The organism is Ureibacillus sp. FSL W7-1570, assembly GCF_038593265.1.
GTDB classification, from domain to species: Bacteria; Bacillota; Bacilli; order Bacillales_A; family Planococcaceae; genus Ureibacillus; species Ureibacillus suwonensis.
In genome coordinates this window covers 2,940,042-2,953,272 of the sequence record NZ_CP151979.1, presented here as the reverse complement: position 1 = coordinate 2,953,272, position 13,231 = coordinate 2,940,042, and the positions used below count along the sequence as shown (strand labels likewise).

Annotated in this window: 15 protein-coding genes; all 15 read right to left on the bottom strand. The window is 42.8% G+C overall.

Features of this window, described 5'->3' with window-relative positions:
- Positions 1 to 354: 354 nt before the first annotated feature.
- The 15 genes from NST13_RS14695 to rpiB all read right to left on the bottom strand — a co-directional run bounded on the left by NST13_RS14695 (position 355) and on the right by rpiB (position 13,222).
- Positions 355 to 618, bottom strand: a complete 264-nt coding sequence (locus NST13_RS14695) for a DUF1146 family protein (protein ID WP_342470307.1) — start codon at positions 616 to 618, stop codon at positions 355 to 357.
- Positions 619 to 758: 140 nt separating this feature from the next.
- Positions 759 to 1,166 (bottom strand): F0F1 ATP synthase subunit epsilon, encoded by a 408-nt coding sequence (locus NST13_RS14690; RefSeq protein WP_342580914.1) that lies wholly within the window; start codon positions 1,164 to 1,166, stop codon positions 759 to 761.
- 25 nt (positions 1,167 to 1,191) lie between these two features.
- Positions 1,192 to 2,607, bottom strand: a complete 1,416-nt coding sequence (atpD, locus tag NST13_RS14685) for a F0F1 ATP synthase subunit beta (protein ID WP_342580913.1) — start codon at positions 2,605 to 2,607, stop codon at positions 1,192 to 1,194.
- A gap of 47 nt (positions 2,608 to 2,654) precedes the next feature.
- Positions 2,655 to 3,521, bottom strand: coding sequence for an ATP synthase F1 subunit gamma (gene atpG, locus NST13_RS14680; RefSeq protein WP_342470310.1), 867 nt, complete (start codon positions 3,519 to 3,521; stop codon positions 2,655 to 2,657).
- 79 nt (positions 3,522 to 3,600) lie between these two features.
- The gene (atpA, locus tag NST13_RS14675) at positions 3,601 to 5,112 is read right to left on the bottom strand and encodes a F0F1 ATP synthase subunit alpha (protein ID WP_342470311.1); all 1,512 of its coding nucleotides are present in this window, start codon (positions 5,110 to 5,112) and stop codon (positions 3,601 to 3,603) included.
- A gap of 20 nt (positions 5,113 to 5,132) precedes the next feature.
- Positions 5,133 to 5,675 (bottom strand): F0F1 ATP synthase subunit delta, encoded by a 543-nt coding sequence (locus tag NST13_RS14670; RefSeq protein ID WP_342580912.1) that lies wholly within the window; start codon positions 5,673 to 5,675, stop codon positions 5,133 to 5,135.
- Entirely contained in the window at positions 5,672 to 6,193 is a 522-nt protein-coding gene (gene atpF, locus NST13_RS14665; RefSeq protein WP_342470313.1) for a F0F1 ATP synthase subunit B, read from the bottom strand. The genes NST13_RS14670 and atpF overlap by 4 nt, the downstream gene beginning before the upstream one ends.
- Before the next feature lie 216 nt (positions 6,194 to 6,409).
- Entirely contained in the window at positions 6,410 to 6,622 is a 213-nt protein-coding gene (atpE, locus tag NST13_RS14660) for a F0F1 ATP synthase subunit C (protein WP_016837239.1), read from the bottom strand.
- Positions 6,623 to 6,699: 77 nt separating this feature from the next.
- Positions 6,700 to 7,425: a F0F1 ATP synthase subunit A gene (gene atpB, locus NST13_RS14655; RefSeq protein WP_342470314.1), complete on the bottom strand. Its 726-nt coding sequence runs from the start codon at positions 7,423 to 7,425 to the stop codon at positions 6,700 to 6,702.
- 30 nt (positions 7,426 to 7,455) lie between these two features.
- Complete coding sequence (locus NST13_RS14650; protein ID WP_342470315.1) at positions 7,456 to 7,830, bottom strand: ATP synthase subunit I; 375 nt, start codon at positions 7,828 to 7,830, stop codon at positions 7,456 to 7,458.
- Positions 7,831 to 8,259: 429 nt separating this feature from the next.
- Positions 8,260 to 9,363 (bottom strand): UDP-N-acetylglucosamine 2-epimerase (non-hydrolyzing), encoded by a 1,104-nt coding sequence (gene wecB / locus NST13_RS14645; RefSeq protein ID WP_342471179.1) that lies wholly within the window; start codon positions 9,361 to 9,363, stop codon positions 8,260 to 8,262.
- Between the two features lie 194 nt (positions 9,364 to 9,557).
- The gene (upp, locus tag NST13_RS14640; protein WP_342470316.1) at positions 9,558 to 10,187 is read right to left on the bottom strand and encodes a uracil phosphoribosyltransferase; all 630 of its coding nucleotides are present in this window, start codon (positions 10,185 to 10,187) and stop codon (positions 9,558 to 9,560) included.
- 484 nt (positions 10,188 to 10,671) lie between these two features.
- Positions 10,672 to 11,934 (bottom strand): serine hydroxymethyltransferase, encoded by a 1,263-nt coding sequence (gene glyA, locus NST13_RS14635; protein ID WP_342470317.1) that lies wholly within the window; start codon positions 11,932 to 11,934, stop codon positions 10,672 to 10,674.
- A gap of 275 nt (positions 11,935 to 12,209) precedes the next feature.
- The gene (locus NST13_RS14630; RefSeq protein ID WP_342470318.1) at positions 12,210 to 12,776 is read right to left on the bottom strand and encodes a TIGR01440 family protein; all 567 of its coding nucleotides are present in this window, start codon (positions 12,774 to 12,776) and stop codon (positions 12,210 to 12,212) included.
- An 8-nt stretch (positions 12,777 to 12,784) separates the two neighbouring features.
- Complete coding sequence (gene rpiB, locus NST13_RS14625) at positions 12,785 to 13,222, bottom strand: ribose 5-phosphate isomerase B (RefSeq protein ID WP_342470319.1); 438 nt, start codon at positions 13,220 to 13,222, stop codon at positions 12,785 to 12,787.
- Positions 13,223 to 13,231 lie beyond the last annotated feature (9 nt).

Sequence of the window (13,231 nt, the reverse complement as noted above, 5' to 3'; positions counted from 1 at the left end):
CTAAAAAACAAACCATATCAATAGTAATGCTTAATTCTCTAATTTACAAGTGACTAAAAATACTAATTTCAAATATTTTTCAACATATATCTACAATTATATATTACGCACGTTAGGGAAATATGGTGAATTTTAACGGATTATCAAAAATTACTAACTTTTTCATAGCTTTTTGTCATTTCTGTAACAAATTTCTCTACATGATTGCCCAGGAAATAACACGGTATATGTGTTGTAACGACAAAAGAATCAAAATTTGTCATTTGCCCTTACAAATCATATATCATCCGAAGGGAAACAAATTTTTGATTAAAACCTATCAATCTATCGATCCATCGAATCGGGAAATAAGCACTAATTGTACTTGGAAAAGATGTAAGGAAGTTGTCGGGATAAACCGGTAAAATCGATCAGAAAATCCGACACCGTGTAGCCTAATGCAATGCTCAGCAAGATATACATGAGCTGAATTTGAAACGTCTTCCCTTTTTTGAAAACAACTTCCAACCGGACGGATTGCAATGCGTAAAAAGCGATGGCGATGAATAGAATGTGGGAAAAGATTTCAATGCCCGCCTGAACGCCCATTGTCTGATAAATATTCGTACCCATACCCATATGCGCGCCTCCTCCTTTTTGATCATGAAACATCCAAATTTTTATAAGGAAAAAAAATCTGGGAAACAACAACTTTCAAAGTAAAATAATTCCATATCCATTTATAGAAAAAGCGGACAGTCATACTGCCCGCTTATCTATTAAAATCTACCCTCATAAACGTTGATACGATTGATCGCACGTTTCAAAGCCAATTCAGCCCGTTTGAAGTCGATTTCATCGGACTTGCTTTGAAGACGTTCTTCAGCTCTCTTCTTCGCTGCTTGAGCACGAGCGAGATCAATGTTCTCAGCCACTTCAGCAGAAGGAGCCAAAATCGAGATTTTGTCTGGACGAACTTCAATAAAGCCACCGCTAACGGCTACTACTTTTTGCGAACCGTCTGCAAGCTTTAGTTTGACCGCGCTGATTTGCAGCGGTGCCACTAAAGGAATATGACCTGGAAGGATACCGATATCTCCAGAAACAGTTTTAGCGATTACCATTGTAATTTCTGAATCGTATACTGGGCCGTCCGGAGTGACAATATTGACTTGAACTGTCTTCATTTTTTTTCCTCCTCCGTCCGTAACATTATACCTCTACGCCCATTGCTTTAGCTCTTTCGATTACGTCTTCAATGCTTCCTACTAGACGGAATGCATCTTCTGGTAAATGGTCATATTTACCTTCCAAAATTTCTTTGAAGCTGCGCACTGTGTCTTTTACAGGAACATAAGAACCTGGTTGACCAGTGAATTGCTCAGCCACGTGGAAGTTTTGAGATAAGAAGAATTGGATACGACGAGCGCGTTCAACTGTTTTCTTATCTTCTTCGGATAATTCATCCATACCTAAGATGGCGATGATATCTTGCAATTCGCGGTAACGTTGCAATGTTTGCTGTACGCCGCGAGCCACTTGATAATGTTCTTCACCCACGATTTCAGGTGCCAACGCACGGGAAGTGGAAGCTAGTGGGTCCACCGCTGGGTAAATACCCATCTCAGACAATTTACGTTCAAGGTTTGTTGTTGAGTCTAAGTGAGCGAATGTTGTAGCCGGAGCCGGGTCAGTATAGTCGTCGGCTGGTACGTAAATCGCTTGGATTGACGTGATGGAACCTTTGTTTGTAGATGTGATACGTTCTTGCAAGTTACCCATTTCCGTAGCAAGTGTTGGTTGGTAACCAACGGCTGATGGCATACGGCCAAGTAGGGCTGATACTTCCGAACCTGCTTGAGTGAAACGGAAGATGTTGTCGATGAACAATAGCACGTCTTGTCCTTGTTCATCACGGAAATATTCTGCCATTGTCAAACCAGTTAGGGCAACGCGCATACGGGCACCAGGCGGTTCGTTCATTTGTCCGAATACCATCGCAGTTTTGCTGATAACGCCTGAATCGCTCATTTCATGGTACAAGTCGTTACCTTCACGAGTACGTTCACCTACACCGGCGAATACAGAGATACCACCGTGTTCTTGTGCGATGTTATGGATTAACTCCTGGATCAATACGGTTTTACCTACTCCGGCACCACCGAATAGACCTACTTTACCACCTTTGATATAAGGTGCCAATAAGTCAACTACTTTGATACCTGTTTCAAGGATTTCTACTTTTGTGGAAAGTTCTTCAAATTTAGGTGCTTCGCGGTGAATTGGATCACGGCGAGCTTCCGTTGCGATATCATCTTTTTCATCAATTGGTTCACCTAAAACGTTGAATACACGTCCAAGCGTTACTTCTCCGACTGGGACAGAGATAGGTGCACCTGTGTTAGTTACTTCCGCGCCACGTTGAAGACCGTCAGTTGAGGCCATGGCAATTGTACGGACAGTGTCGTCTCCTAGGTGTAACGCTACTTCTAATGTCAAAGTAACAGTTTCTTCACCAGGACGATTTATGTTAACTTTTAGAGCGTCGTAGATATTTGGTAATTGTCCGTTTTGGAATTTTACGTCTACAACCGGACCCATTACCTGAACAACATGTCCTTTGTTCATTCCTGTGTACCCTCCTATCGTACATTTATACGTAACAAGGAGCTAGCCTATTGGATGGCTTCCGCTCCGCTGACAATTTCTGTAATTTCTTGAGTGATCGATGCTTGACGAGCACGGTTGTATTCGAGTGTAAGTGTTTTAACAAGTTCATTCGCGTTATCTGTCGCTGTTTTCATGGCAGTCATACGCGCAGCATGTTCACTTGCTTTCGCATCGAGCAATGCACCATAAATCAAGCTTTCAGCATATTGAGGCAATAGAACCTCCAAAATCGCTTCCGGACTTGGTTCAAACTCATAAGTTGCTTGAAGCCCTTCTGATGCTGGTGCCAAATCAGTGATCGGCAATACTTTTTTCTCCGTTACGACTTGTGAAATGACGCTCACATAGTGGTTGTAGTACATATAAAGTTCATCATATGTACCATCAGCGAACATACCAACAGCTTTACGAGCGATTTGTTTAATTTGGGAGAATGATGGTTGGTCAGGAAGGCCGACAACGCTATCAATTACATTGTACCCACGCTTTTTAAAATACTCTGTAGGAACACGACCAATTGTAAAAATCACGAACTCGTCATTGGATTTATGACGTTCTTCGACTACACGTGCCAATTCACGAATCACGTTTGAGTTATATGGTCCAGCCAAACCGCGGTCAGAACCGATAATGATATAACCCGTCTTTTTCACAGGGCGTGCGACAAGCATTGGGTGAGTGACATCAGATGCGCCACTGGCGATGGATGCAACAACATCCTGCACTTTTTCCATATATGGAACGTAAGATTTCGCATTTTCTTCCGCTTTGGAACGTTTCGCAGCGGACACCATTTGCATTGCTTTTGTGATATGCCCTGTTTTACGCGTTGAGTTGATTCGGTTTTTAATATCGCGCAAACTTCTTGCCACTGGTATTTCACCACCTTTTCATTTTAGTCATCATTCGTGCTACTAATCATCAGAAGATCTTTCAGCAAAGCTGAAAGAATCATTCTTCTGATTTAGCGAATTGTTTTTTGAATTCAGTAAGAGCTGCAGCGAAGTCTTCGTCTGATGGAAGATCTTTCGTAGTACGAATATGCTCTAAAATGTGAGTGTGGTTTACATCTAACCAGCTGTACAACTCGTTTTCGAAACGACGGATATCTTTAACTGGGATATCATCCAAGTAACCGCGAGTTAGAGCGTAGATGATTACAACTTGATATTCCACTTTGATTGGTTTGTTCAAGTCTTGTTTCAATACTTCTACTGTACGTTTACCGCGTTCAAGTTTTGCAAGTGTCGCTTTATCAAGGTCTGAACCGAATTGAGCGAATGCTTCAAGTTCACGGTATGCGGCCAAGTCAAGACGTAGTGTACCGGCAACTTTTTTCATCGCTTTGATTTGCGCGGAACCACCTACACGGGATACGGATAGACCGGCGTTGATCGCTGGACGTACACCTGAGTGGAATAGGTCGGATTGCAAGAAAATTTGTCCGTCTGTGATAGAGATAACGTTTGTTGGGATATATGCAGAAATATCCCCTGCTTGTGTTTCAACGAATGGAAGTGCTGTGATAGAACCTGCACCCATTGCGTCGCTCAATTTCGCAGCGCGTTCTAGCAAGCGGCTGTGCAAGTAGAATACGTCACCTGGGTAAGCTTCACGGCCTGGAGGACGACGTAATAGCAATGAAAGCTCACGGTAAGCTGCCGCTTGTTTAGAAAGATCGTCGTACACGATCAATACGTGTTTACCTTGTAACATGAAGTATTCAGCCATTGAAACCCCAGCATATGGTGCCAAGTATAATAGTGGCGCTGGTTGGGAAGCGGATGCTGTTACAACGATGGAATAATCCAACGCACCGTGTTTACGAAGTGTTTCAACAACTGTACGAACTGTAGATTCTTTCTGACCGATTGCAACATAGATACAGATCATGTTTTGGTCAGCTTGGTTCAAGATTGTGTCGATTGCGATGGATGTTTTACCTGTTTGACGGTCCCCGATGATTAACTCACGTTGACCACGGCCGATTGGCACTAATGCGTCAATCGCTTTGATACCAGTTTGTAATGGTTCATGTACGGATTTACGAGCCATTACACCGAAAGCTGGACTTTCGATTGGACGAGTTTTTGTTGTATTGATAGGTCCTTTTCCATCCACTGGAATACCAAGTGGGTTTACTACGCGACCGATTAATTCTTCGCCGACTGGAACTTCCATGATACGACCTGTGCGACGAACTGTATCGCCTTCTTTGATGCCAAGGTAGTTACCTAGAATAACGATCCCGACGTTGCCTTCTTCTAGGTTTTGAGCCATACCCATTACACCATTTTCGAACTCAACTAGTTCTCCTGCCATACAGTTGTCGAGGCCATGAGCGCGTGCGATACCGTCACCAACAGTGATTACAGTACCAACTTCGTTAACTTCCAATTCAGATTGGTAGTTTTCAATCTGCTTTCTTAACAGAGCGCTGATTTCTTCAGCCTTGATGCTCATGAATGTCACCTCTCACTTTTCTAATTATTAACGACTAACGTGCGTCTGAGATTTTCTAATTTGCTTGCTACAGTGTTATCGAAAATGATGTTGCCAATTTGAACACGAACGCCACCGATAACTGAAGGTTCAATTACGTTTGTGATGTTCAGCGTTTCTTTGCCAACGAGTTTCGCAAAGGAAGCGGAGATGTTGTTTTTCTCTTCTTCCGTCAATTCGCGAGTTGAGTAAACTGTAGCTTCCGCAGTGCCTTGAGCGTCAGCTGCTAACGCTTTGAATGCTTCTGCGATGTTTGTCAATTCATTTACTCGTTTTTTATCAACCAAAAGTTGAAGTGTATTCAATAAAACCGGATTGACTCCATTGAACAATTCAGAAACGATTTGTTTTTTTCTATCAGAAGAGAATTTCGGATTCGTCAAGACAGCAAGGAAATCTTTGTTTTCTTTGATCACTTTCGCGATTTCCTGAAGATCTTGATTCACTTCATCCACAACGTTTTGTTTTTGTGCCACAGAGAACAATGCTTCGGCATAGCGTTTCGCTACAGTGTAATTACTCATTTCGCTTCGCCTGCCTTAGCAATCGTTTCTTTAATTAATGCGCTGTTATCTTCTTCAGAAATTTCTTTTTCAAGCACTTTGGATGCGGCAAGAACAGAAAGGGAAACCACTTCTTCACGCAATGAAGCGATCGCTTTTTCTTTTTCAGTTTCGATTTCACGAACAGCTGATTCTTTCAAGCGAGTTGCTTCTTGGCGGGCTGCTTCCACGATTTCTTCACGTTGTGCTTCTGCTTGTTTCTTAGCGCTTTCAATAATTTTTTGAGCTTCAGTGCGAGCTTCTTTTAAAAGGGCTTTTTGCTCTTCCAAAGTTTTTGTCGCTTCTTTGCGGGCAGTTTCAGCCGCTTCAATTTCACTTGCAACTAATTCCTCACGTTGTTGCATGATGCCCATCAACGGACCCCAAGCAAATTTCTTCAACAATGCCATCAATACGAGGAAGATTACGAGCGTTGCAAGAATATCTCCAAGGTTTACTGCTTCCACGCTGGAACCTAATACCAAATATTCTAAATTCACGATTGTTTCACTCCCTTCAAGAGCTTCAAATTCCTTTTTACTTGCCCTGCTTCAGTCCATTTCCAATCCGAAATTTGAAGAGAGCCATTTATGTTCAAAACTTTTCATTGCTTTTCTATCAGTCATTTTTATTAAAAACTGTTCAGCTTAAACATTGAAAATAAAAGGAATGGCGAAGTTTCTTTTTGTAAATCATCCTTCGCCACATGGAACCAATTATCGGTTCATTACGATGAACGCAACAACTACTGCGATGATTGGTAAGGCCTCAACTAACGCTACCCCGATGAACATTGTAGTTTGAAGTACGCCACGCGCTTCTGGTTGACGTGCGATTCCTTCTACTGTACGAGATACGATTAAACCGTTACCAATACCTGCACCTAGTGCTGCTAAACCGATTGCAATTGCTGCTGCTAAAAGACCCATTTTATATTTCCTCCTTGGAATTATTTTTTAATTTTTTGTTTGATACTCATAATGTATAGACACTATGAATTTATTAATTAATGGTCTTTGCTCACTTTGTGTGATAAATAAACCATTGTTAACATAGTAAATACAAAGGCTTGGATAAAGCCGATGAAGATTGAGAACCCTAGCCATGCCATTGTTGGGATGATGGCTCCGATGAAGCCTAAAACTGATGAGCTGGCTAGACCTGCAAGCAATCCTAAAAGGATTTCACCTGCGTAGATGTTACCATAAAGACGCAAACCGAGAGTTAAAGTGTTTGCGAATTCTTCGATGATTTTCAGTGGTAATAAGAATGATTTTGGTTGGACGAATGTTTTGAAATAATGTCCTGTACCATGTAATTTAATACCGTAAAATGTTGCAAGCACAGTTACCATTGAAGCTAGAGTCAAAGTGACAACAGGATCTGCGGTCGGTGATTTCCACCATAGATCGCCATGGATGTAAATACCTGAGAATGGGAGACCTAGCATGTTGGCAACAGCGATGAACATAATGAGGGTAATTCCTAATACGTGGAATCGACCACCCGTTTTCCAGTCCATGTTGCTTTTGATAATCCCTTTAACAAAGTCCATTACCCATTCCATGAAGTTTTGCATACCTGTTGGTTTCAACTGGAGATTTCTTGTAGAGATGAACGCGATGATAAATACAATAGTCGCTGTAACTAACAAAGTTAAGATTGTAGCCAAGTTGAATGTAATTGGAATATTTCCTAAATGCAGAGTATACTCCGGTGCTCCATGTTCCATTTTTTGCACTCACCTCACTTTCAAATGGACCTAATTCCTAGTTTTTATTAAACTATATAAGGCCTCAATAAAGAGGAAGATATAAGGTATCATTAACCCAATGACTGAGCTAACAACATTAAAGTAGTTTGGCAACGAGATTGGTATTGCGACTGCAGCGACTGCAGATGCAAAGCGCAAACCTGAACCAAGAGACACTGAACGTTTACCTTCACGATAGGAACGGTCGAACTTGTCCATCCGACGAACTAGGATCCAAAAGTTGTAAGTACCAAAAATCGCACCGATCCCCAACCCAGAAAAAATCGTTGGATATGGTGTAAAGAACCATCCCAATACACAGAGGGCAAGCAAAAAAAATAAAGCTTTTTTCTGCTTATCGAAAATCCGGTGCAAATCCAACATCGTATAATCTCCTGAATCCTATTATTTGCCTCACCATTCAACCATGGTGTAAAATGGAAACATCTTTCATATAAGGGCAAAATTTTTTACCGCTAAGTATTTTTACCCTTATTTGGCTCTTGTATTCAGACTCTTCCACGTTCCCAAAATTCTCATTCCACGTTCCCACCGTATCTGTAGTAGAAACTTGATATTACAAGGGTTTGAGTATCATTTTGTGAAAGAATCCCTTTAGTATTCATACACTTTGTAAGCATACAATAGGGAATTTTTGATGTCAATGCGTTTTAGTGAAAAACTTCACAGCGAAATTATTTTGTCAAAATGTTGACAAATTTACTTATGAAAATCTGTTTTAGAAATTATTGATATTTGTTACAATAATTATTTATATTTTTATACTCAAATAGCTTTTTTTATTGAAATGATTTATTGTTTCTTCTCATGGAAATATGTCAGTAAAGCATCAACGATCCGTCTGGATGCAAAACCGTCTCCGTAAGGATTGGACGCTTTCGCCATTTGGTTGTAAGCCTCTTCATCTTCCAGCAATTCCTTCGCCAAACGGTAAATGTTTTCTTCGTTTGTTCCCGCCAGTTTCAAAGTGCCTGCCGCAATCCCTTCAGGACGCTCCGTTGTATCCCTTAAGACAAGCACAGGTTTTCCAAGTGATGGCGCTTCTTCCTGAACGCCGCCTGAATCTGTCAATATCATGTATGAACGGGCTGCGAAGTTATGGAAATCAAACACTTCCAACGGCTCGATCAAATGGATTCTCGGATCGTTCCCCAAAATTTCATTCGCCACTTCTCTTACAGCCGGATTCAAATGCACCGGATAAACCACTTGCACATCATCGTGTTCCTGAAGCAGGCGTTTGATGGCGCGGAACATGTGACGCATCGGTTCGCCCAAGTTTTCACGACGGTGGGCCGTCAAGAGAATCATGCGGTCGCTTCCGATTTTCTCAAGGATCGGGTGCGTGTAATGTTCCTTCACGGTTGTTTTCAATGCATCGATCGCCGTATTTCCTGTGACAAAAATCGTTTCAGGATTTTTGTTTTCTTTCAGCAGATTTTGTCTGGACTGTTCCGTCGGCGCAAAATGGAGATCCGCCATGACCCCTGTCAGTTGCCGGTTCATTTCTTCCGGATATGGCGAATATTTATTGTGGGTTCTGAGGCCCGCTTCCACGTGCCCAATGGCGATTTGGTTGTAGAATGCGGCAAGGCTTCCGACGAAGGTTGTCGTTGTATCGCCATGAACCAACACGATGTCCGGTTTTGCTTCTTTCATGACTTTGTCCAACCCTTGAAGGGCATTGACTGTGACATCGATCAATGTTTGCCGGTCTTTCATGATATTCAAGTCATAGTCAGGGGTGATTTCGAATGTTTCCAGCACTTGGTCGAGCATTTGGCGATGCTGTGCCGTGACTGTGACGATGGATTCGATTTGGTCCTGGTGCTTTTGCAGTTCCAACACGACCGGCGCCATTTTGATGGCTTCTGGTCTTGTGCCAAATATGGTCATCACTTTGATTTTTTGCAATGGATGATTCTCCCTTCCAAAGGTGCAAACCTGAGTTTGAACCGTTCTTAATCAGTGCGATAAAGGATTCGTTGAACAGTGGAAAACGCCCTTCAAAATGAAGGACGCTTCTATTCATGGTTTGTTGTGTCTTTCAAGAAGGCGGCTGCTTCATTTGATTGAAGCGGCGGCCATTTTTATTTTGTACCGAATAAGCGGTCTCCCGCATCGCCCAAACCAGGAACGATATAGCCGTGCTCGTTCAATTTTTCATCAAGGGCGGCAATGAAAATGTCCACATCCGGATGAGCTTTTTGTAAAGCTTCCACGCCTTCCGGTGCAGCGATCAAGCACATGAATTTAATGTTGGTCGCCCCGCGTTTTTTCAACGCATTGATCGCTTCCACCGCGGATCCCCCTGTCGCAAGCATCGGGTCCACTACGATAAAGTCGCGGTCTTTCACATCTTGCGGAAGTTTTACATAATATTCCACCGGTTTCAACGTTTCAGGATCGCGGTATAAACCGATGTGGCCCACTTTTGCAGCCGGGATCAATTTCAATACGCCGTCAACCATTCCGATTCCCGCACGCAAAATGGGAACAAGAGCGATTTTCTTTCCTGCAAGCACTCTTGTTTTCGCTTTTGTGATCGGTGTTTCAATTTCGATTTCTTCCGTAGGCAGATCGCGTGTGATTTCGAATGCCATCAATGTTGCAACTTCATCAACAAGTTCACGAAATTCTTTTGTGCCGGTATTTTTATCGCGAATATACGTTAACTTATGTTGGATTAATGGATGATCAAATACATATACTCTGCTCATGTAATTCGCTCCTAACTTCTACAAAGATTAAATTTTTGATGTCTATTACGGACTCACAGTGGCATTATTGTTCCACTTTATCCAACCTAGTATAACAAAAAACATTACATTAGAAAACCAATAATCACACCATTAACATAGTTGTCAATTTCTATTGGAAGTTTATGTACATTCCGTGAGGGGTTTTTGTATTTTTTGCAAGTTTCCATATGAATTATTACAGTTTCTGTGCGATAAAGTCCAGCAGTTTGGGTTGGATTTTTTGCAGCGAGACCTTATGGGAAGTGCGCCGTTTTTTTGAAAGGAGATTACGTTGGGACGGGAATGACTCCGTTTTTCTTTAAGGGCCTTCCTTCCCGCCAACCCCAAATTTTATCTCCCCCTCCAACACAACAATCCGCCGTCCGGCAAATGAAACGGCCCAAAAAACCCTTTCTTCCATAAAAAAACCCCGCTCAAACAGCTTGAGCGGGATTTTATAAAATTATTTGCCTACCACTAAATCTTCGTAAATTGGATATTTGTCCGTCAATGCTTTGACGCGGGCAAGGGCTTCTTCTTTCACCGCTTGATCTTCAGGATTTTTCAATACTTTCGCGATGATCAAGCCGACTTCTTTCGCGTCTTCTTCTTTAAAGCCGCGAGTTGTGATGGCAGGTGTTCCGATACGGATACCGGAAGTGACAAATGGTTTTTCTTCATCGAATGGGATGGAGTTTTTGTTTACAGTAATTTTCACTTCATCCAATAATTTTTCCGCCACTTTACCAGTGAGGCCGACAGATTTCACGTTCACAAGCAATAAGTGGTTGTCCGTTCCTCCGGATACGATTTGAAGGCCTTCAGAAATCAAAGTTTCCGCAAGCACTTGGGCATTTTTCTTGATTTGTTTTGCGTATTCTTTGAATTCAGGTTTCAACGCTTCACCGAATGCTACCGCTTTAGCAGCGATGACATGCATTAACGGACCGCCTTGGATTCCAGGGAATACCGCTTTATCGATTTTCTTCGCCAATTCTTCATCATTGGTCAACACTAAACCGCCGCGAGGACCGCGCAATGTTTTGTGTGTTGTCGTTGTTGTGAAATGCGCATATGGCACAGGAGATGGATGTTCACCGGCAGCCACAAGACCGGCGATGTGCGCCATGTCCACCATGAAGTAAGCGCCCACTTCATCAGCGATTTCGCGGAATTTTTTGAAATCAATCACTCTAGGATAAGCGGAAGCGCCTGCAACAATCAATTTTGGTTTATGTTCCAACGCTTTTGCACGGACATCATCATAATCAATGACATTTGTATCTTTTGTTACGCCATATTCAACGAAATTGTATTGGATACCGGAGAAGTTGACCGGCGAACCGTGCGTCAAGTGACCGCCATGGGCCAAATTCATTCCCAGCACAGTGTCACCCGGTTCCAACACGGAGAAATAAACCGCCATGTTCGCTTGGGCGCCAGAGTGCGGTTGCACGTTCGCAAATTTTGCGCCAAACAATTCTTTCGCGCGGTCGCGGGCGATGTCTTCCACTACGTCCACGTATTCGCATCCGCCGTAATAACGTTTGCCAGGATAACCTTCCGCATATTTGTTTGTCAAAACAGATCCTTGCGCTTCCATCACCGCTTCGGAAACGATGTTTTCAGATGCGATCAATTCAATGTTTTCCTGTTGACGTTTCTTTTCATTTAAAATTGCTTCAAGTACAGCCTTGTCTTGGGCTGCCAATTTTTCGTAAGCCATCAAAGTTCCTCCTACTAATTTAATATTTTTTTATAAACATTTCAGGGAAGATCTCCCCAGCCATGTTGTGGGAATCCAACGAATGCTTCCCTAAACGGCAAAAAACGCAGGAAAAATCCCCCATGCTGAACGGCCGGGCATTCATTCAACTAAAATGTCATCCGCCCGAAATTCAGCATGAAGAATATGGATTATTGACTATGTTGAAAGTTGCATAAACATCCATTTGAAAAAATATATATTTTATGACATGTTGCCAAAAACAGCCCAGCTGCTCAATGACATGTCGTTCCATCTTGCAGTTCGTAAACGGCGCGGCTGCCTCCGATGAGTTTTGGACGGGTTTTGGCCGCCGCCACAATCGCTTCACCAATTTGGCGGACAGATGTGCGGACAGGAACGGCTACATCCTTCAAATGCATGCCGATGAACGTTTGGCCAATATCGATGCCGGCATGTGCCCGGACATGTTCAACGACAACGGGATTGTTCATTTTCCGGTATGCGTATGCGGACATGGAACCGCCCGCTTTTTGAACAGGGATGACCGATACCGGTTCAAGCCCATATTTTTCAGCGGCTTCCTGTTCCAATGTCAATGCGCGGTTGATATGTTCGCATCCTTGAAAAACGAGATAAACCCCATGTTGTTTGGCGAATGCATCCAATACCTCATACAACACTTCCGCAATTTCCATGGAACCGGCTGTGCCAATTTTTGAGCCTTTGATTTCCGATGTGGAGCAGCCGACCACAAATAATTGCCCCGGCAACAGTTCCACTTGCTCTTCAAATTCCGAAAGCAATTGCGTGATTTGATTTCGAATGGCTTCAAGAGTCATAGGAAGGATCACCCTTCAAGTTCCGCAATTTTTTTTACGCGGCGTTCATGACGGCCGCCTTCAAAATCCGTGTTCAGCCATGTTTTCACGATTTCCCGCGCAAGTCCAGGACCGATGACTCTTTCCCCCATCGCAAGGACGTTGGAGTCATTATGGCATCTTGTCGCTTTTGCACTAAACACATCGTGGACCAATGCACAGCGGACACCTTTCACTTTATTCGCCGCAATGCACATGCCAATGCCGGTTCCGCAAATTAAAATGCCCCGGTCAAACTTGCCGCTTGCCACACCTTCAGCCACTGGAAGAGCATAGTCCGGATAATCAACGGAATCGTCTGTTTTTGGGCCAAAGTCTTCATATTCAATATTCAACTCATCTAACAGATCCATGATTTCTTTGCGCAAACGATTGCCGCCATGGTCTGATGAAATGGCTACTTTCACATGTTTACC